The organism is Sedimentitalea sp. XS_ASV28 (assembly GCF_041224545.1).
In the GTDB taxonomy this organism is placed as follows: Bacteria; Pseudomonadota; Alphaproteobacteria; order Rhodobacterales; family Rhodobacteraceae; genus Sedimentitalea.
Genome location: NZ_JBGFGP010000087.1, coordinates 24,450 through 43,391 on the forward strand (window position 1 = coordinate 24,450; position 18,942 = coordinate 43,391).

17 protein-coding genes are annotated in these 18,942 nt (G+C 62.6%); 9 read left to right on the top strand and 8 right to left on the bottom strand.

Annotated elements, in window-relative coordinates; all coding sequences use genetic code 11:
- Positions 1 to 77 precede the first annotated feature (77 nt).
- A complete protein-coding gene (locus AB9K34_RS04135; protein WP_369953169.1) occupies positions 78 to 2,687 on the top strand; it encodes a TRAP transporter permease in 2,610 nt (869 codons plus the stop codon).
- Entirely contained in the window at positions 2,684 to 3,115 is a 432-nt protein-coding gene (locus tag AB9K34_RS04140; protein ID WP_369953170.1) for a universal stress protein, read from the top strand. Before AB9K34_RS04135 ends, AB9K34_RS04140 begins: the two co-directional genes overlap by 4 nt.
- A gap of 16 nt (positions 3,116 to 3,131) precedes the next feature.
- Here AB9K34_RS04140 and AB9K34_RS04145 read toward each other — a convergent pair whose 3' ends face one another.
- Positions 3,132 to 4,013, bottom strand: a complete 882-nt coding sequence (locus AB9K34_RS04145) for a hypothetical protein (protein WP_369953171.1) — start codon at positions 4,011 to 4,013, stop codon at positions 3,132 to 3,134.
- A 252-nt stretch (positions 4,014 to 4,265) separates the two neighbouring features.
- Here AB9K34_RS04145 and AB9K34_RS04150 point away from each other — a divergent pair, with 252 nt between their 5' ends.
- Positions 4,266 to 5,189, top strand: a complete 924-nt coding sequence (locus AB9K34_RS04150) for a dihydrodipicolinate synthase family protein (protein WP_369953172.1) — start codon at positions 4,266 to 4,268, stop codon at positions 5,187 to 5,189.
- On the opposite strand, the gene AB9K34_RS04155 is transcribed toward AB9K34_RS04150, so the two are convergent.
- Genes AB9K34_RS04155 through AB9K34_RS04165 form a run of 3 tightly spaced genes read right to left on the bottom strand, consistent with a single transcriptional unit; the run spans position 5,180 to position 9,283 of the window.
- Complete coding sequence (locus AB9K34_RS04155) at positions 5,180 to 6,232, bottom strand: lipocalin-like domain-containing protein (protein WP_369953173.1); 1,053 nt, start codon at positions 6,230 to 6,232, stop codon at positions 5,180 to 5,182. The two genes, AB9K34_RS04150 and AB9K34_RS04155, sit on opposite strands and share 10 nt — an antisense overlap.
- Complete coding sequence (locus AB9K34_RS04160) at positions 6,222 to 8,630, bottom strand: FtsX-like permease family protein (protein ID WP_369953174.1); 2,409 nt, start codon at positions 8,628 to 8,630, stop codon at positions 6,222 to 6,224. The genes AB9K34_RS04155 and AB9K34_RS04160 overlap by 11 nt, the downstream gene beginning before the upstream one ends.
- Positions 8,627 to 9,283, bottom strand: a complete 657-nt coding sequence (locus AB9K34_RS04165; protein WP_369953175.1) for an ABC transporter ATP-binding protein — start codon at positions 9,281 to 9,283, stop codon at positions 8,627 to 8,629. The genes AB9K34_RS04160 and AB9K34_RS04165 overlap by 4 nt, the downstream gene beginning before the upstream one ends.
- Positions 9,284 to 9,460: 177 nt before the next feature.
- On the opposite strand from AB9K34_RS04165, the gene AB9K34_RS04170 reads away from it, so the two are divergent.
- Positions 9,461 to 9,904: an ion channel gene (locus AB9K34_RS04170; protein WP_369953176.1), complete on the top strand. Its 444-nt coding sequence runs from the start codon at positions 9,461 to 9,463 to the stop codon at positions 9,902 to 9,904.
- Between the two features lie 27 nt (positions 9,905 to 9,931).
- Here AB9K34_RS04170 and AB9K34_RS04175 read toward each other — a convergent pair whose 3' ends face one another.
- Positions 9,932 to 11,092: an acetoin utilization protein AcuC gene (locus AB9K34_RS04175; protein ID WP_369953177.1), complete on the bottom strand. Its 1,161-nt coding sequence runs from the start codon at positions 11,090 to 11,092 to the stop codon at positions 9,932 to 9,934.
- Entirely contained in the window at positions 11,089 to 12,216 is a 1,128-nt protein-coding gene (locus AB9K34_RS04180) for an AI-2E family transporter (RefSeq protein WP_369953178.1), read from the bottom strand. Before AB9K34_RS04180 ends, AB9K34_RS04175 begins: the two co-directional genes overlap by 4 nt.
- Before the next feature lie 252 nt (positions 12,217 to 12,468).
- On the opposite strand from AB9K34_RS04180, the gene AB9K34_RS04185 reads away from it, so the two are divergent.
- Positions 12,469 to 13,368 (top strand): YihY/virulence factor BrkB family protein, encoded by a 900-nt coding sequence (locus AB9K34_RS04185; protein WP_369953179.1) that lies wholly within the window; start codon positions 12,469 to 12,471, stop codon positions 13,366 to 13,368.
- Here the strand turns inward: AB9K34_RS04185 and AB9K34_RS04190 are convergent.
- Positions 13,296 to 14,012 carry an RlmE family RNA methyltransferase gene (locus tag AB9K34_RS04190; RefSeq protein ID WP_369953180.1) on the bottom strand — a complete coding sequence of 239 codons (717 nt, stop codon included), beginning with the start codon at positions 14,010 to 14,012 and terminating at the stop codon, positions 13,296 to 13,298. The two genes, AB9K34_RS04185 and AB9K34_RS04190, sit on opposite strands and share 73 nt — an antisense overlap.
- A 72-nt stretch (positions 14,013 to 14,084) precedes the next feature.
- Positions 14,085 to 15,197, bottom strand: coding sequence for a Ppx/GppA phosphatase family protein (locus AB9K34_RS04195; protein ID WP_369953181.1), 1,113 nt, complete (start codon positions 15,195 to 15,197; stop codon positions 14,085 to 14,087).
- 249 nt (positions 15,198 to 15,446) lie between these two features.
- Here AB9K34_RS04195 and AB9K34_RS04200 point away from each other — a divergent pair, with 249 nt between their 5' ends.
- Genes AB9K34_RS04200 through AB9K34_RS04215 form a run of 4 tightly spaced genes read left to right on the top strand, consistent with a single transcriptional unit; the run spans position 15,447 to position 18,942 of the window.
- The gene (locus tag AB9K34_RS04200) at positions 15,447 to 15,743 is read left to right on the top strand and encodes a virulence factor (RefSeq protein ID WP_369953182.1); all 297 of its coding nucleotides are present in this window, start codon (positions 15,447 to 15,449) and stop codon (positions 15,741 to 15,743) included.
- A 26-nt stretch (positions 15,744 to 15,769) separates the two neighbouring features.
- Positions 15,770 to 16,699, top strand: a complete 930-nt coding sequence (locus AB9K34_RS04205) for a methylenetetrahydrofolate reductase (protein WP_369953183.1) — start codon at positions 15,770 to 15,772, stop codon at positions 16,697 to 16,699.
- A 10-nt stretch (positions 16,700 to 16,709) separates the two neighbouring features.
- A complete protein-coding gene (locus tag AB9K34_RS04210; protein WP_369953184.1) occupies positions 16,710 to 17,771 on the top strand; it encodes a methyltetrahydrofolate cobalamin methyltransferase in 1,062 nt (353 codons plus the stop codon).
- Between the two features lie 4 nt (positions 17,772 to 17,775).
- A complete protein-coding gene (locus tag AB9K34_RS04215) occupies positions 17,776 to 18,942 on the top strand; it encodes a M24 family metallopeptidase (RefSeq protein ID WP_369953230.1) in 1,167 nt (388 codons plus the stop codon).

Here is an 18,942-nt window from a genome sequence, read left to right on the forward strand (position 1 = left end):
GGCGGCAGACCGCCCCCGGTTTTCCTATTTTCCGAAGAATAAGAACGCAGGAATGCGATGATCAGGGAGAGTGATTGATGGCCCAAGACACGCCGGGCAAAGGCCCTCTGAGCGAAGAAGAGTTGCAGGATCTGGTATCGTCCAGCGATTCGGGCGCACGCAACCCCGCCGGTTCCGTCGGCACCTTCCTTGCGATCGTCGCGGTGATCTGGTCGCTGTTTCAGGTCGTGCTGGCCTCTCCGGTGTCCAACCTGGTGCTGCCCGGCGCGATCATCAACAATGATCGCTCGATCCACCTGGCCTTTGGTCTTTTCCTGGCTTTCATGGCCTATCCTGCACTGAAATCTTCGCCCCGGAACTATATCCCGATTCAGGACTGGATCATGGGCGTGCTTGGCGCATTCATCGCCATGTACGGATATTTCTTTTACGATAAGATCGTCAGGTCCGGCGGCCTCGCGGATGATACGGACAAGTGGGTCTCGCTGATCGGTCTGCTGCTCCTGTTCGAAGGCGCGCGCCGCGCGCTTGGCCCGGCCATGGCCATCATCGCCTCGATCTTTCTGCTCTACGTCTTCTTCGGATCGTCCGAATGGGTACCCGATGTCATCCGCTGGAAGGGCGCAAGCCTGCAAAAGGCGATGAGCCACATGTGGATCACCTCCGAGGGGGTGTTCGGCATTGCGCTCGGGGTATCAACCAAATTCGTGTTCCTTTTCGTGCTCTTCGGGGCGCTGCTCGACAAGGCCGGGGCGGGCAATTATTTCATCAAGATGGCATTCGGCGCGCTTGGACACCTGCGCGGTGGTCCGGCCAAGGCCGCGGTTGTCGGTTCGGCGGCGACCGGCCTGATTTCGGGCTCGTCCATCGCAAACGTGGTGACGACCGGAACCTTCACCATTCCGCTGATGAAGCGCGTCGGGTTCAGCAGCGAACAGGCCGGGTCGGTCGAGGTCGCAAGCTCGGTCAACGGCCAGATCATGCCGCCCGTCATGGGCGCAGCCGCGTTTCTGATGGTGGAATATGTCGGCATTTCCTATGTCGAGGTGATCACCCACGCGTTTCTGCCTGCGGCGATTTCCTACATTGCTCTGGTTTACATCGTGCATCTCGAAGCGGTGAAGCGAAACATGCCGACGCTGGGCAACCGGACGGTGTCGATGGGCAAGACCATTGGCGGCATGGCGCTGTTCTTTGTCGGCTTTGCGCTGCTGTGCTACGGGGTTCAATACCCGGTCAAGGCCATCATCGCCCTGATGCCGAATGCGTCGGGGCTGACCCTGTCGCTTCTGGTTTTCGCCGCCTATGTCGCGCTGTTGTGGTTGGCGGCTGGCACTGACGATCTGGTGCCGGACGATCCGAACGCCGAGGATGTCGAACTGCCGGTGGTGGCCGAGATCTACCGCGCGGGGCTCTATTACCTGCTGCCGATCATCGTGCTTGTCTACTTCCTGATGATCGAACAGAAATCGCCGGGGCTTTCGGCCTTCTGGGCGACCGCGCTGCTGTTCGTGATCCTGCTGACGCAGAAACCGCTCAAGGCGATTTTCCGCGGCCAGAGCGATATGGCCCAAACCTTCATGAGCGGCGTTGGCGACCTCTGGCAGGGTCTGATCGACGGCGCGCGCAACATGATCGGCATCGCACTTGCAACCGCGACCGCTGGCGTGATTGTCGGCACCGTCACGCTGACCGGGGTGGGGCAGGTGATGGCCGACCTGGTCGAGTTCCTGTCGGGGGGCAATCTGATCCTGATGCTGATCATGGTGGGATTGCTGTCGCTGATCCTGGGCATGGGGCTTCCGACGACCGCAAACTATATCGTCGTCAGCTCGCTGATGGCCGGGGTTGTGGTCGAACTGGGCGCGCAATCGGGCCTGATCGTGCCGTTGATCGCGGTGCACCTGTTCGTGTTCTATTTCGGAATCATGGCAGATGTGACGCCGCCCGTGGGCCTTGCCAGCTTTGCCGCGGCGGCGGTGTCCGGTGGCGACGCGATCAAGACAGGCTTTATTGCCTTCTTCTACAGCCTGCGTACCGTCGCGCTGCCTTTCGTGTTCATCTTCAATACCGATCTGCTGCTGATCGATGTCGGATGGGTCCAGGGGATAATGGTCGCGGTGACGGCAACGATCGCGATCCTCGTGTTCACCGCCGGCACCATGGGCTGGTTCGTGACCAAGAACCGCATCTATGAAAGCGTCGCGTTGGTTCTCATTGCCTTTGCGCTGTTCCGTCCCGACTTCTTCATGAACCGCCTGCAACCGCCGTATCAGCAGATCGAACCCACCGCGCTGGTCGAACGGCTCGATACCGCCGCCGAAGGGCGTGAGCTGCGCGTGGTTGTCAGCGGGCCGGATTTCGATACCGGTGAGATGAAGGACACCACGCTGTTGCTGGTGGTCGGGCCGGAAGCCAGCGGTCAGGAGCGGCTGGATGCGATGGGGCTGATCGTGTTGGAAGAAGACGGTATCGCCCGGCTTGAGGAACCCATGTTCGGCACGCCTGTGTCTTCGGATCTGAGCAGCTTCGATTTCTATGCCGACGCGCCGGTGCAACTGTCCAAGGTGCAGGTGCCCGCGGACCAGATGCCCAAGGAGTTGATCTTTATCCCGGCGCTCATCCTGCTTGGCTTGCTCGCCTTCGCTCAGCGGGCACGCGCGTCCAAACAAGGAGTTCCCGCATGACGAAATCCGTTCTTTGCGCCGTCGATGTCAGCGACGGCGACACCGATCGCGCGGTATTGCAAGAGGCGGCACTGATTGCCGGACTGCACGATGCCCAGCTTGACGTGATCACCGTTGTGCCGGATTTCGGTACCAGCCTGGTGTCGGGTTATTTCGATCCGGGGTTTCACGAGAAGGCCGAAGAGGAAGCCGACAAACATCTGCGCGAGCTGTGTGTCGCGACACTCGGGGAAGAGCGCAACCGCTCGGTGCGTCATGTCGTTGCAACCGGCTCGGCCTACAAGGAAATCCTGTCGGTCGCGGAAAAGGCGGGCACCGACCTGATCGTCATCGGCGCGAGCAAGCCCGACGTGAAGGACTTTTTGCTTGGACCAAATGCCTCGCGGATCGTGAACCACTCGCAATGCTCGGTCTACGTGGTGCGATGATCCGGTGCGAACGCGGCTAATGTACGGGCTGTAGCAGAACGACGTAGAACACCGTGCCCTTGTAAGGCGCGGCGCTGATCGTGGCGTGGTACTGGCCGATCCGGAGATGGCGGAGATGGCGGCAGATGCTGGTCTGCGTGATGCCACCTGCAAGGATGTCTTCCGGGCGCTCGCGGATCTCGAGATCGAGACCGGCATAGTCGAAGACCGACCGCGTCCAGGGACCGTAATGGCCAGCGTCGAAATTCTGGCGCGCAGACTTGTTGGCATGGCGAACGATGTGCTGCGCATCCACGATCAGCACCGGTGCCGGTAGAATCTCGAGCCCGGCGCGTAATTCGTTATCGGGATAGTTGAAGGCCAGGATTTGCGCGGCCTTGCCGGAACGGTCGATGAGCGGAACGATCAACCTGCGCCACACCGTTGCAAACACCTGATCCGGCGGCTGGTGAACAGTCAGCACACGCTCTTTGCGTTCACTGACATCCTTGAAGATGGCATTGTAAAACTGCCTGATGTGATCGGGAAAATCATTGGTTGTCTTGCCGGTCATATCCTGACCATAGGTCCGGGCGATTTCCCGGCCGAAATGCGTATACCGAAAACCGCGATCATCGGCGATCGGCTCGAGCACCGCCAGCCAGTCTTTCATCGAACCGAAATAGGCAAGATCAAGATCCTCCATTGCGATCGAACCGCTGTTTTGGGCAATCTGATCGCAGGCGAGGTGGAACGTGGTCGTGGAACGGCACAGGACGATGCCCGCGTGGGGCTGCCATATCACATGTGGCGCCGGTGCGCCGGCCCGCGCAAAGGCCTCGGCAATATCGTTGCTGTCATAGCAGTGTTGCGCCCCGGTGGGGCTGGCGCGGGTCTGATTGGCCGGGGGTGCTTTCATGCTCTCATCCAATCGCAAAACTGGAAACAATGTGCAACAATACGTGATTATTATGCGTTCAGTGTTTACGAAATGGTTAACACGACACGACCGCACCACCAACAACGCTGCCTTTCGCGAGAGCAACCCCATCGTCGGACAAGCGGGCAAATCAATACGACAGGGCGGATGGTTTGCGTTTTCCGGTTCCAATTCCGGTTTCCCGACACTAGCGTTCCGGCAGATCGGCAACCGCAAATTACGGGATATGAGATGAACCGGCTGGACGAAACCGCAAGAGGCGTCTTTACGATCGCCGTGACCCCCTTTCTGCCGGATGGCACGCTTGATCTCGCCAGCATTGACCGGATGGTGGATTTCTATGTCGAAAAAGGTGCAACCGGGCTGACGATCCTCGGGATCATGGGCGAGGCCGGCAAGCTGTCGGCGGCGGAGTCCGAAGCCGTGATCCGGCATGTGGTGGCGCGCACCCGCCTGCCAGTGATCGTCGGAGTCTCGGCACCCGGACTGGCCGCGATCAGGTATCTGGCAGAACGATCGATGGAGATCGGCGCTGTCGGGGTGATGGTGGCACCGCCCTGGACACTCAGAACCGATGCGCAAATCCTCGGCTATTATCGTGACGTTGCCGACACCCTGGGCGACATCCCGTTTGTCCTTCAGGATTTCCCGCTGGTCACGAATGTTGTCATTTCCGCAGAGACCGTCCTGAAGATTGTCGAAGACTGTCCCAACTGCGTGATGCTCAAGCACGAAGACTGGCCGGGGCTCGACAAGATCGGCGCTCTGCGCGCGGCCTCTGACGCCGGTGCTCGGCGCATTTCGATCCTGTGCGGCAATGGCGGTCAGTTTCTGCCCGAAGAGATGCGGCGGGGTGCCGATGGGGCGATGACCGGCTTTGCCTATCCGGAAATGATGGCCGGTGTTGTTGCCGCGCAGGATGCCGGCGACGCCGAGCGGGCGCAGGATATCTTTGATGCCTACTTGCCGGTCATTCGATATGAAAGCCAGCCGGGGCTGGGTCTGGCCGTCCGCAAGTATATCCTGGCAAAGCGTGGGGCGATCGCCCATGACACGGTGCGACGTCCGGGCAAACCCCTGTCCGCTGGCACGATCCGCGATCTCGACTTCCTTATGACAAGGCTCGAGCGCCGCCTCGCCGATCTTCAGTCATAGCCCGTCATTTCAAGGTATCCGCGACCGGTGTGGCTGCCGGTCACGCTGACCGGGCCTTCCCAATAGGGGAACGATGTGCCCATCCAGCTTTGCGGGTTCAGCGCGGTGACCGTCACATCGAGCTGCTGATCGGGCAGGGTCACCCGCCATGTCGTCGGCACGGTCCGGCCTTCAACGGCGCTGGTCTCTGCCGGTTCGACGCCAAGCGCGCCGTTCGGCAATGTGCGACTTGATCCGTCCGGAGCGATCCATGTCGCCGAGGTGTATCCCGGCCCGCCATCGCGCAACCGGAATCCCATCATCCGCGCGCCACTGTCAAAGGAGAGCGAGAACCAGTCCCAGCCGCTCTGATCCTCTGCCAGCGGTTGCGAGGACCATTCGCGATCCAGCCAGCCCTGACCCGTGACACGCACAGGCCCCTGCGGCAAATGCAGCATTCCGCTCACTGCGTAGGCCGGTTGGGAATAATAATAGCTGGCCCGCCCGTCTTCGCTCTTGGTTGAAAATCCGCCCTCGCCATGCAGTACCAGCGGGCCATCCGCGCGCAGTTGCAGATCGTAGCGAAAATCCTTGCCACGGGCGACAAGCCGCAGTTCGGACAGCCCGGAGTCCGGCTGACCGGTCATTTCCCAATCGTCGATCCATGCCGAGAAGGGTGCGGCGATAACACCGGCCTGACCGATCCCGCCACGGGCAATGCGTTCATCGAACAGGTGGCTGGTTTCACTGGTGACGGCGGAATGGCCCATCCACAATTGTGGTGATTGCCAGCCTTCCTCCTCTCGTGGTGCCAGGGCCGAACGGAACAGCGTCCATTGGATGCCGTATTCGCGGCCATCGTCACCGCTCAGTGTCGAGGTCAGATACCACCATTCGATCCGAAACGCGGGATGGGGGCCGTGATCGGCGGGAAATTCAAGCGCTACGCCGCGTTGCGGCGCGGCGAAGTCTTCGGCGTCGGTGCCAAGCCCGGCAAAGCCCTGCGCGCATGCCGCACGGCCAAGCAGCATCAGCAGCAGCAGGATGCAGATCCTAACGTTCATTACTGAAAACCCTGAGCAAATCGGCGGGCGGCGTGCTGCGCAGACGCCGCGCGGGGATGATCGCCGCGACGGCGCCGGCGAGCAGCGCAAGCAACGCCAGGCGCGCCCAGTCGAGCGGGAACAGGTACATCGGCAGGCGCCAGCCAAAGGCTTCGACGTTGATGATTGCGAGCAGAACCCAGGCCAGCACCAGCCCGAGCGGCAACGCCAGACAGGCGGTCATCGCGGTGAGGGCGACACTGCGCAGAATTTCGAGCCGGGCGAGCCGCCTGCGGGTCAGGCCAAGCGCCCAGACCGGCGCAAGCTGCGGCAGGCGCAGGGTCCACAGGGTCAGCAACGATGTCAGGATGGCAAAGCTGGCAACACCAAGGGTCAGGATATTGAGCGCGCCGGTCACCACGAACGTCTTTTCAAACACCGCGAGCGAGCGGGCCTTGATGGTCGATTGATCGATGATCGCCGAGGCTGGGAGATCGAAGGCCATGCGCAACTCTTCGGCAAGACCGGCCACACGCTCGGGCGCGACCCGGACGCCGAATTGCCGGTTGGGTATGGAAGGGAACAGATCGAGCAGCGCGGGCAATGACACGATGGCCTGCGGATTTGGATTGCCGAAATCCGAATAGACGCCGACGATTTTCGCGTTCCAGCCCTCGCACAGGGTGATGTCGTCGCCTGGCCAGAGCTTTTCGCGGCGTGCAAGCTGCTCGTTGATCAACACGCTGCGCTCGTTGTGCAGACGGTCCCAGACATCGGGTACTGACCGGATCAGCGGCCAGTGATCGCGATAGGTGGCATGATCGGCAACGCCATAGAGCCGGCCCGGCAGACCGGCGAGGCGAATATCGGCATTCCGAAGCGGCAGAACGGCCTCGCTGCGGCGCATGAGCCACCGTGAAATCGCCTCGCCCTCGGTGTCCGAGCGGGCGGTGACATAGAGTTCGGAGGCCAGACGCTGATCGAGCCATCCGGTAAAGGTCAGGCGAAAGCTGGATACCATCGTCCCGACGCCAAGATTGGTCGCCAGCGCCAGAAGCAGCGCCATCAGAGCGAGCGACAGGCCGGGCATGTGGCTGCGCAAATCCGCCCAGACCCATTGCGCGACCGGGTCCCGTACTCTGGTTCCCACCCTTCCAAGCAACTGACCAAGGATCGGGGGCAGCAGCAGCGCCGCACCGAGCATCAGGCCGGCCAGCAGAGCGAACCCGGCGAGCAGCCCCTGTGCGAGCCATTGCGTCAGGATGCCGGCGGCAATCAGGCCGATCCCCATCATGGCTTGCACCCGGTCGCGCGTGGCGGAGCCTAGCCGCCAGCTTTGCAAACCCGGTGCCTGCAGGATGGGGAGACGATGCAGGTGCCACAACCCCTGAGCACCGGCGATCAACGCACCGAGCAAGGCAATCGCGAGACCGCTGGCGACCCACGCGGGGCGCAGGGTCAGGCTGCCTGCGACGGATGCGCCATACAGGCCGCGCAGGCTGGCCGCCACATCCGGAAGCAGCGCGGCGGCGATGGTATAGCCGATGATCAGGCCAAGGCTCCCGGCGAACAGAGCCAGCAGGACGAGTTCGATCAGAAGGAGTTGCGTCAGAACCGCCAGCGGCATCCCGAGTGCACGCAGCGACCGGAACATCGCGCGCCGTTGCTGGAATGCCAGACCAACGGTTCCATGCACGATGAAGAGGCCCACCGCGAAAGACAGCAGTCCAAAAGCGGTCAGGTTGAGGTGAAAGCTGTCGGTCAGGCGGCTGATCTCGGCTTCTCCGTCCGGCTGCGTCAGAACGAGGTCGGGCGCGAGTTGCGCAAGGGGCGCGATGCCGACAGGCTGATCGGGCAGGACGAGCAGGCGACTGAGTTCTCCGGTTCGTTCCAGCAGCCGCTCCGCCACGGAAATATCGGTCAGCGCGACCCCGACTGGCAGATCCCGTGTCGCGATCACCGGCGCGGGGGCCGTTGCGCCATCGAGCCCGGCGGCACTGTCAGGATTGAGGAACAGGCGACCGGGGCCGGTCAGGATATCGCCGGGCCGGACAGTGACCGAGTCTGAGACCGGGCGCGGTGGCACGGGATAGCTGAGCGAGTCGACACCGAGCAGCCGGAACACGGTATCGCCCAGTTGCAGCTTGCCTTCGAGCACCGGGCTGAGCTGCCAGCCGGCGCGACGCAATTCCACATACCGCGCGAGCGGTATGAAACCGGTGGGTGCGCTGAGATGGGCAAGGCGACCCGCGCCAAGCTGTTCCGCCGCTTCTGCATAACTCAGCCGCGCCTGTCCGTTGATGGCCTGCACCGCAGACCACAGCCCGGTCGCAAGCGCGAGGCCGAAGACCAGTGTCAGCAATTGCAGCGGCTGCCTGCGCCAATGCGACAGCAGCGCGGAAAGGCCGGTCCGTTTCATGAAATACGCCCGCGGCTCAGCGACAGATGCCGGTCGAGCCGGTCGGCAATACGGCTGGAATGGGTCACGAGAAACAGGGCCGCGCCGGATTGCCGTACAAGGTCCACCATCATTTCGAAGACCAGATCGCCGGTGCGCTCGTCGAGATTGCCGGTTGGTTCATCGGCCAGCAACAGCTTGGGGCGCAAGGCGAGCGCGCGCCCGATCGCGACACGCTGCATCTGACCGCCGGACAGCTGCTCGGGATAACGATTCAGGTGATCGCTCAACCCGAGCCGCCCGGCAAGGAACGCGACATGATCCGGGTCCTCGCGACCGGCAAGCCGGGCATGAAACGCAAGGTTCTGCGCGACAGTCAGCGATGGAATAAGGTTGAACTGCTGAAACACGAGCGCGACGGTCCCGCGGCGCAATTCTGCGCGCGCCGCGTCGTCCATGCCCGACAATGCCTTGCCATCGAGATGGATTTCGCCCGCGTCGAACCCGTCGAGGGCCCCCACGAGATGCAGGAGCGTGCTCTTGCCACACCCGCTCTCGCCGGTCAGGGCCAGCGTTTCTCCGGCCGCCAGTTCGAGTGAGACCCCGTTCAGAACCGGACGGTCCGGATCTGCGCCCGGGTATCGTTTGATGATGTCTCTGGCCGTCAGCAGCACGCGTCGTTTTCCTCATTTCCGCAGTGATGATGGTGCGGATTTCGTCGGTGTCCACCACCGAACGCGAACGCGGCCAAGATGTCGCGTTCCGGAACGAAACGAAGGTCAGCCATTGACACAAGCCCTGTTCGACCTGAGACATGGGCGCCCCGCAACGCAGAAACGGACCCCGCAGATATGACGATCCTACAGCAGATCTTTTGGGGAAGCGCGATACTCGGCTTTTGCCTGCTCATCCATGTGGGCTGTCTCGCGTTGTGTGAGCAGGCGCTCGAGACGATATCACGGCGCATCCGCCGTCGCACCCCTTCGATGCGAATCACCGTGATGCTGGTGTTTGCGCTCTGCGTATTGATCTTCGCGCTCACCATCGAGGTCTGGATCTGGTCGACGATCTGGATTGTTTTCGAGATTTTTCCGAGCTGGAACGAGGCGGTATATTTCTCGCTGGTGACGTTCACCACCGTTGGGTATGGCGATGTCGTTCTTGGGCCCGAGGCGCGCATCCTGGGGAGTTTCGCCGCGGTGACCGGACTTCTGAGTTTCGGGTTGAGCACGGCATTTCTCATCGCTGTGACCAACCGTTTGCTGGCCATCGAACACCTGGATCACGGTCGGTAATGGCGGCAGCCTTGGCGGGGTGCCGGATCATGCCGACAGGGTCGGGGCCGCTGCTTCTGCGCTCAGGCGGTTTCTGAGATGTTGCACCCTGTCGCGCACGTCGTCGCGTATTTCGCCATGTCGGGGGTCGTCGCGCAGGCTCGTGTACCAGTGCGTGGGCGGGAGAAATCCGGCGCGGCGGTTCCATGTCAGGTTCTCGAGGATCCGGCGGGCGGCGCCAGGCAACTCGTCTGGTATCTCGATGCCGCAAAGCGTGGCCCAGACCCCGGTCCAGCACCGGGCGACCGACCAGGGGTTGTACCCACCGCCACCCAGCACAAGAAACCGGCGGGAAAGTTCCCGCAGCGCGGCAACGGTTTTCCAATGGCTCGTGTTTGACAGCGCAAGACGCGCGAGCGGATCCTCAAGCAGCGCGTCCGCGCCACATTGCAACACCACCGCATCGGGCCGAAAGTGATCGACGGCGGGCAACAGGAATCGTTCGAGGATCAGCTCGAATTCCGTGTCGTTCAGATTGCGAGGCACCGGCAGGTTGAAGGCCGATCCGCCGGCCGTATCCGCCAGCGCGCCGGTGAAGGGCCAGCGTTTCTCTTCATGGACCGAAATCAGCCGGACGGTTTCTTCCCCGTGAAATGCGGCTTCGACTCCGTCGCAATGATGCGCGTCGATATCCACATAGGCGATGCGGTTCAGGCCCTGACGTTGCAATGCCTTGATCGCCAGAACCGGGTCGTTGAGATAGCAGAATCCATTGGCGCGATCGGGCATTCCGTGGTGCGTGCCGCCCCCCGGAACATATGCGACGCCGCCATTGGCGATCTGCGCGGCGCCAAAGAGCACGCCTCCGACCGAGGTTGCGGGGCGCCGGAACATGTGTGGGTGGATGGGATTCGAAAGCGTGCCCAGACCGTGGCGGGCGCGCACGGTGTCGCTGACCTGCTGGCTATGCTCGGCGGCTTGCAGGGCCGCGATGTATTCGGCGGTATGAAAGGGGCGCAGGGCCGCTGGCTTGGCCCGGGGACTGGAGCGGTAGCGTGACGGTGGCAGCCAGCCCAGAGCCCTGCCGAGCTCCGTAACCGAAGGAACGCGCGGGATGGCAAGCGGATGTTTGGACCCGTAGCTGGATGCGCGGTAGATCTGTGCGCCGACAAAGATCGGTTCAGCCGCGGAAACCGGCAGATCGCTCATTCGGGACCATGCCCATGCGCGGCCTTGTCCTGCGTGTCGGCGGCGTTCGCCAGCTGCCCGTCCTTGGACATCAGGATCGCAACCGGGCGCATCGCGGGAATCTGTGCGAACACGATCAGCAGACAGACCGTCAGGGGCACGCTCATGAACGCGCCCAGCAGCCCCCAGATCGCGGTCCAGAAGGTCAGCGCAAGGATCACCATGAAGGTCGACAGGTTCAGCGAACGCCCGGTGAGCGCGGGGTCGAGGAAATTGCCGATCAGAAATTGCAGGGTGCCGCAGCCAAGGGCGATGATGAGAAACGGCGAGGCGGTATCGAATTGAACCAGCGCGACGAGCGCGGGCAGGATCACCGCCAGCACAGAGCCGATCGACGGAATGAAGTTGAGTGCAAATGTCAGCACCGCCCAGGTCTCGGCAAATTCAAGCCCCAGCCAGCGGAAGACCGCATAGCTGAGCAGCGCGGTCAGCGCGCTGACAAAGGACTTGACGCTGACATAGCGCTGCAGGCTGAGGCTGATGGCGTTGGTGATCGCATGAATCTCGTCGCGCAATTTCTGATCGCGTGCGGCGCGTTCGATCTTGAGCCCGAAAACCGACCGCTCACCAATCATGAACATGACATAGAGGCAGATGAGAAAGAAGGTGCTGAGAAAGGAACCGGCGCCGCCAATGGCGCTGACCGCGAGGCGCGACATGTCGATCTGGATGAAGTTCTTGCGGATGAACGACACGATCTCGTCTCCGAGCAGGCCGGCGATGCGGCCAAGCGCCGTGTCCATCTGCGCCTCGTACTGGGGCAGGGCACGGGCGAATTGCGACGCCTGGTCGGCGAGGACCGAGGTCACCGCGAACAACCCCAGAAGCGCGGCCGTCGTCCCCAGCAGGTAACCCAGCCAGCGCGGGGGGTGCCAGCCGCCGATCCGAAGGCCGGTGATGCGGTCGCTGAGCGCGGTGATCAGCACGAAGATCAGCGCCGCCAGTGCCAGCGGCATCAGAAATCCGGCACCTGCATAGAGACCGCTGATCACCAGCGTCGCGATCAGAAAAACGTCGCGCCAGAACGCCAGCATGGATTTGCCTGCGGGTCGCGCGGTCGTGCCGAATTGGTTCTGGGAATTCATCTTGCCACCTGTCCATCCGCTCCGGGGGCAGGGCGGTCGCACCGGGTCGATCCGGCCCATTCCCGCGGTTTGCCCATTGTTTGGTCGTGACGATGAAAGTCACCCGGAGATGTTGCATCCCCCGCCGGGGTTGTGCAACCTTTCCGCGTTTGCCCCTGCGCTCAGGCGTCCGGGCGGACCACTCAGTTTCGTCAACGGTACCCGGATCAGGACATACACGCCTTGAACACGACATTCTCCAGGATCACAGTGATGGCCCGCGCGCTCCTCGATGCGGCGACGCGATTCAATGACAAGGGCGGCTGGGTGATGAGCAGTCACGTCGCCATGTCGATGATGATGGCCTTGTTTCCCTTTGTCCTGTTCATCGTGGCACTGGCGGCGACGCTGTCGCAGGACATCGATGTGGACAATCTGATCGAACTGGTTTTCGGATCATGGCCCGACGAGATCGCCCAACCGATCACCTCCGAAGTGCGGGCGGTTCTCGCCTCTGCCAATTCCAGCCTGCTGACGGTCGGCGGGGTTCTGGCGGTCTATTTTGCCTCGAACGGGATCGACGCCGTGCGCAAGGCGATGATCCAGGCCTATCGCGATACCGAATTGCGACCCTACTGGAAGGCGCGGCTGGTCTGTCTGACCTTTGTGCTGGTGGGCGGTGCGCTGTTGATGGTGATCGCCACGATCGGGCTGGCGGTGCCGCTCTACCTGCGCTTCGTGGCCGATGTCGTGCCATCCGGCGTTATGGGCTGGCTGGCCAGCGACACGTTTGCGACCCTGCTCGCCGCGATGTTTCTCGGGGCTGGCGTTGCCGCCTGCCATATCTGGTTGCCGGGTCGTCGTCGCCGGCTCTCGCAGGTATTGCCCGGCGTGGTTCTGACGATCTTTCTCTGGGCGTTGGCCGGGACCGGGTTTTCCTACTATCTCTCCCGGTTCGCCAGCTACAGCGCCACTTATGCCGGTCTCGCCGGGGTGATGGTGGCGTTGATCTTTCTGTATCTGATGTCGGCCCTGCTGATCCTCGGAGCCGAGTTCAACGGCGCGTTGGAGAAGCGTGCGAGGTCAGGACAGGACGCCGATCAGCCCCGGAACCCCATCGCCACGACGAATTTCTCGGAACTGTCCGAGCGTGAGGACGGCGGTTTGACGTGAGCGACCCTGGTGAATTTCTGCTTGAGCAGCTTCTGCAATTCGCCTTCCGCCCCGCCGGCCAGAACCTTGGCGACAAAGGTGCCGTCCTCTTCTAGCACGTCAAAGGCAAACCACGCCGCGGCCTCGCAGAGCGCCATGATCCGCAAATGGTCGGTCTGCTTGTGTCCGGACGACGCGGCGGCCATGTCCGACATCACCACGTCGGCCTTGCTGCCGAGCCAGTCCTTGACGCGGGTGTCCGCATCGTCCTCCATGAAGTCGAGCTGATGAATCTCGGCCCCGGCCACCGGTTCGACCTCTTGCAGATCGACACCGATGATGCGGCCGACCGATTTGCCCTTTTTCTCGCCCAGTGCGTTGATGCGCTTGACCGCCACCTGAAGCCATCCGCCGGGCGCACATCCCAGATCGACCACCCGCGCACCCGGCACCAGGAACCGGTACTTGTCATCCAGTTCCATGATCTTGAACGCCGCCCGACCGCGATAGCCCTCGGCCTGGGCACGTTTGACATAGGGATCATTCAATTGCCGCTGCAACCATAGGGTCGAACTCAGCTTGCGCCCCCGCGCCGACTTGACCTTGACCTTGAGGTCCCGCTGTCCGCGTCCGGATGTGTTCTTGCCAGTCGGCGTCTTGGCCATGATGCTCACCCAATTCGTGTTGCTTCGGTCTCTACTGCCCCCGCCGGATGGCCGCAAGGCAGCGACGACGGGCTAGAACGGACCGTCTTCGAGCACCCCGTCGGCACTCATCTGCGCATAGAGCAGCCCCTCGCGCAGACCGCGATCCGCAACCGACAGCCGATCGGTGGGCCAGCAGCGCAGCAACGCCTGCAGAATGGCGGCGCCCGACATGATCAGGGCCTGCCTGTCCTCGCCGATACGCGGATCCTTGCGCCGTCCGGCCGGCCCCAGACGCAGGTAATTGTGGATCACCTTGTCGATCTGGTCGCTGGTCATGCGCAGGCCGTCCACCTTGGTACGGTCATACCGCTTCAATCCGAGATGGCTGGCTGCAACCGTCGTGACGGTGCCCGAGGTGCCGATGATCTGGAACCCCTCGCGCGCGGGTATGTCCTTGTAGGGCGCGAATTCCGAGAGGTTCTCTTCGAAAAACCAGCTCATCAGTGCAAACCGCGCGGAATCGTCCTCGACATCCTGGAACTGATCGCGCAGCGTTGCCACGCCCAGCGGGACACTGATCCAGTCAACCACCTTTGCGGCCGGAAACGGGCTCTCGGGGGGATGAAACCCCGCATGCAGGCGCATGATCGCGTTGGGCCGGTCGCGGCGCGGCACCGAACTTATGTCGATCCAGACCAGCTCGGTCGAGCCGCCGCCGATATCAACCACCAGAAGTTGCTCGGTCTTGGTACTGACCAGCGGTGCACAGGAGATCACCGCGAGCCGGGCCTCTTCCTCGGGCTGGATGACTTCGAGCGAGAGCCCGGTTTCCCGGCGCACCTGACGGATGAATTCGCGCGAATTCTTGGCCCGCCGGCACGCTTCGGTGGTCACGAGGCGCATACGCAGCACCTTGTTGCGCTTGAGCTTCTGCTGGCAGATCCGCAGCGCCTGAACGGTGCGCGCCATCGAGGACCGCGACAGCCGTCCGGTCCGTTCCAACCCGGAGCCAAGCTGCACGGATTTGGAAAAGCTGTCCACCACATGAAACCCGCTGCCCTTGGGTTGGGCAACCAGCATGCGGCAACTGTTCGTACCCAGATCCAGCGCGGCATAAAGCTCGGCTGGATCGGGCGGCTTCGGCGCGGGGCTTTCGACCGCTTTCGGGAACGCGCCCGCACCATTGGGACGCTTGGGCGTCATTGTTCACGCCCTCCGATTTCAAGTTACGTTAACGATAGGCACGCATGTCGAACTTCGCAAGATGCGGCGACTGAACCGGCATTCAATATTGTCATGAAGATTTTGGGGGCAGCACGAGGTGGCCTAAACCACGCCACTGCTTTAGGGAGTGAAAGACAGGTCGCTGCGCATGCCGATATTGTCGAAAACAGGCGCCGCCCGCTCTGGACGGTGCATTAGACAGAGCGCAGGAAGAGGAAGGAATCAGTCATGCCCGACGTCACCGTAGTCTATTGGCGCGACATCCCGGCCCAGGTCATCGTGGGCAAGGGGCGGCGCGGAGCCAAGCGGCAACTGGCCGAACGCTTTGAACAGGCGATCGACCGGGCGGCGATGAAGGTCAACGCCAGGGATACCGACGCCTATCTTGCCGAGTGGCGCAAGGCCGACCCATATGTGGTCGAAGGCGAGCCGGGCGAGGTGGCGGAGGCCGAGGCTATACGGCTGGAAACCGAATACGACCGGGACCGGATCAAGGCCCTGATAGACAACGATGGGTGGGCATGAGCCTGACATCATTCTGGGAGGCCGCCATGGCTTTGTTGAATTTCAAGAAACGTGACACCCCGGTTTCGGCGCCGGTGAACGCGCAGGTCGAAGCCTTTCTTGGGGGCTATTCGATCGAGGTCATGCCTCGTACCGCCGAAAAGGTCGACGATTTTCGCGCATTGCTGCCCGAGGGCACGCGGGTCTATATCGCCCATATCGAGGGCACGCCGATCGAGGACATGGTCGCCACCGCCGCGCGTCTGGCACGTGACGGATATCCGGTCATGCCGCATTTTCCCGCGCGCATTATCCGGGACAAGGCGACGCTGGCCGACTGGATCGCGCGCTATCAGGGCGAGGCGGGTGTCGAACAGGCATTGCTGCTGGCGGGCGGCGTGACCAAGCCGGTCGGGGAATTTCACAGTTCCATGCAACTGATGGAAAGCGGATTGTTCGACAAAGCCGGTTTCAAACGCCTGCATGTGGCCGGCCACCCAGAAGGCAATCGGGATATCGACCCGGATGGCGGCACGAAGAACGTCGAGGAAGCGATTGCATGGAAACAGAAATTTTCCGAACGCACCGATGCAGAGATGGCGCTGGCCACGCAATTCGCCTTTGACGCCGCACCGATCATCGCCTGGGCCGATGGCCTGCGCGCGGCGGGCATCACGCTGCCCATCCATATCGGGATTGCCGGCCCGGCCAAACTGCAGACCCTGATCAAGTTCGCAATCGCCTGTGGGGTCGGTCCATCGCTCAAGGTGCTGCAAAAGCGGGCGATGGACGTGAGCAAGCTGCTTCTGCCCTATGAGCCGACCGACGTTCTGACCGATCTGGCGGCGCACAAGGCGGCGAACCCCGATTTCAACGTCACCAACGTGCATTTCTTCCCGCTGGGCGGGATCAAGACCAATGCAAGCTGGGCGATCTCTCATGGCGGCGCTTCGGGCCGTCCCGCAAACCAGTCCTGAAAGGCCAACAATGACCCGGACCATCGTCGAAAGCAAAACCACGACTGCCATCATCGGATTTGACCAGCCCTTCTGCGTGATCGGCGAACGGATCAACCCGACCGGGCGCAAGAAGCTTGCCGCCGAACTGGAAGCGGGTGATTTCTCGACCGTCGAAAAGGACGCGCTGGCGCAGGTCGCTGCGGGTGCGACCGTGCTCGATGTGAACGCGGGCGTGGTCTATAATTCGAACCCCAATCCCAACGAGACCGAACCGCCGCTGATGACCAAGATGATCGAGCTGGTTCAGGGGCTTGTCGATGTGCCGCTGTGCATCGACAGCTCGGTTCCCGGCGCGCTGGAAGCGGGGCTGGCGGTCGCCGAGGGGCGGCCGTTGCTCAATTCGGTCACCGGCGAAGAAGACCGGCTCGAACTGGTGCTGCCGCTGGTCAAGAAATACAACGTCCCGGTCGTGGCGATTTCAAACGACGATACCGGCATTTCCGAAGACCCCGACGTGCGCTTTGCCGTGGCCAAGAAGATCGTGGAACGCGCTGCGGATTTCGGGATTCCGGCACATGACATCGTGGTCGATCCGCTGGTGATGCCGATCGGTGCGATGGCAACTGCCGGGGTGCAGGTGTTTACCCTCGTGCGCCGCCTGCGCGAGGAACTGGGTGTGAACACGACCTGCGGCGCGTCGAATATCAGCTTCGGCCTGCCCAACCGGCACGGGATCAACAATGCCTTCCTGCCGATGGCGATGGGGGCCGGCATGACCAGTGCGATCATGAACCCGGTGGCGCTCCCGGTGCCGCCCTCCAAGATCGCCGAAAAGCGCGCAGAGGTCGCGGCCGCGGGCGTGATCCTGCCCGACGACATGGACGATGAAACCTTTGTCACCCTGTTCGGCATGGGATCGACCAAGGCGATGGCGGGCAAGGAGATGGAAGCCATCCGCGCCGCGAATTTCCTGACCAACAACGATCCGCATGGCGGCGAATGGATTCGCACCAACAAGCAACCGGCCAAGGCCGGTGAGGAAGGGCGCGGGCGCGGTGGGCGTGCCGGCGGACGCCGCCGCAGGGCCTGATCCTGTGACGGCCCCGGCGCGCGGTTTCCCACGGTCCGAATACGAGGCCCGCGTGGCCCGCGCGCAGCAGGGGATGGTCAGCGCAGGGCTGGATGCGGTTCTGCTCACCACCGAAGCGGATATCCGATATGTCACCGGGTTTCTGACCCGCTTCTGGGAGAGCCCGACGCGTCCGTGGTATGTGCTGCTGCCCGCAGCAGGGTCGCCGGTTGCGGTTATCCCCGCGATCGGCGCGGCGTTGATGGAGCGGACATGGGTCTCTGACATCCGCACCTGGAACGCGCCGGACCCCGAGGACGACGGCGTGTCACTGTTGGCGGACACCATCCGGTCCGTTGTCGGGTCCTCGGCGCGCCTGGGTGTGCCGATGATGATGGAAAGCCATTTGCGCATGCCGCTGTCCGATTGGCACAGGCTCCAGACCATGGTGCCGTCGGTCGATTTTACCGATGATGCCGATACGATGCGCCGGATCCGGATGGTGAAGTCAGAGGCCGAGATCGCCAAGGTGCGCCACGCCTGCGCCATTGCCGGGCGGGCTTTTGACCGCGTTCCCGAAATCGCACGGGCGGGTGTGCCGCTCGACCGGGTGTTTCGCCAGTTCCAATCGCTGTGCCTTGATGAAGGCGCGGATTGGGTGCCTTATCTGGCGGGGGCGGCCGACCGGGCGGGGTATCATGACGTCATCTCTCCGGCGGATGACAGGCCACTGGCAAACGGCGATGTGCTGATGCTGGATACCGGGCTGATCTGGGACGGGTATTTTTGCGACTTCGACCGGAATTTCGCGGTCGGCAAGCCGCTTGAGCAGGTCACGTCCGCGCATGCGCGCCTGATCGAGGCCGTCCGTGCCGGGATGGACATGGCGCGTCCCGGTGCGATGGCGTCCGACCTGTTTCACGCCATGGATCGCGTTCTGGGCGATGGCGAGCGCAGTACCGATGCCGGTCGGTTGGGACATGGGCTCGGTCTGCAACTGACCGAAGGATTGTCGTTGATCGCCAGGGATAACACGATGTTGCAGGCGGGGATGATCATCACGCTGGAACCGGGGATCACCCTCGCAAATGGCCGCATCCTGGTTCATGAAGAGGATATCGTGATCCGCGAAGGCGGGGCCGAGTATCTGTCGCCACCTGCCTCAGGTGACATCGTCGTGCTCGGGGGATAG

Bases quoted from the DNA above. Each gene is read 5' to 3' on its own strand.
- AB9K34_RS04135 (WP_369953169.1), top strand. From the start codon at position 78: ATGGCCCAAGACACGCCGGGCAAAGGCCCTCTGAGCGAAGAAGAGTTG.
- AB9K34_RS04140 (WP_369953170.1), top strand. From the start codon at position 2,684: ATGACGAAATCCGTTCTTTGCGCCGTCGATGTCAGCGACGGCGACACC.
- AB9K34_RS04145 (WP_369953171.1), bottom strand. From the start codon at position 4,013: ATGAAAGCACCCCCGGCCAATCAGACCCGCGCCAGCCCCACCGGGGCG.
- AB9K34_RS04150 (WP_369953172.1), top strand. From the start codon at position 4,266: ATGAACCGGCTGGACGAAACCGCAAGAGGCGTCTTTACGATCGCCGTG.
- AB9K34_RS04155 (WP_369953173.1), bottom strand. From the start codon at position 6,232: ATGAACGTTAGGATCTGCATCCTGCTGCTGCTGATGCTGCTTGGCCGT.
- AB9K34_RS04160 (WP_369953174.1), bottom strand. From the start codon at position 8,630: ATGAAACGGACCGGCCTTTCCGCGCTGCTGTCGCATTGGCGCAGGCAG.
- AB9K34_RS04170 (WP_369953176.1), top strand. From the start codon at position 9,461: ATGACGATCCTACAGCAGATCTTTTGGGGAAGCGCGATACTCGGCTTT.
- AB9K34_RS04175 (WP_369953177.1), bottom strand. From the start codon at position 11,092: ATGAGCGATCTGCCGGTTTCCGCGGCTGAACCGATCTTTGTCGGCGCA.
- AB9K34_RS04180 (WP_369953178.1), bottom strand. From the start codon at position 12,216: ATGAATTCCCAGAACCAATTCGGCACGACCGCGCGACCCGCAGGCAAA.
- AB9K34_RS04185 (WP_369953179.1), top strand. From the start codon at position 12,469: ATGGCCCGCGCGCTCCTCGATGCGGCGACGCGATTCAATGACAAGGGC.
- AB9K34_RS04190 (WP_369953180.1), bottom strand. From the start codon at position 14,012: ATGGCCAAGACGCCGACTGGCAAGAACACATCCGGACGCGGACAGCGG.
- AB9K34_RS04195 (WP_369953181.1), bottom strand. From the start codon at position 15,197: ATGACGCCCAAGCGTCCCAATGGTGCGGGCGCGTTCCCGAAAGCGGTC.
- AB9K34_RS04200 (WP_369953182.1), top strand. From the start codon at position 15,447: ATGCCCGACGTCACCGTAGTCTATTGGCGCGACATCCCGGCCCAGGTC.
- AB9K34_RS04205 (WP_369953183.1), top strand. From the start codon at position 15,770: ATGGCTTTGTTGAATTTCAAGAAACGTGACACCCCGGTTTCGGCGCCG.
- AB9K34_RS04210 (WP_369953184.1), top strand. From the start codon at position 16,710: ATGACCCGGACCATCGTCGAAAGCAAAACCACGACTGCCATCATCGGA.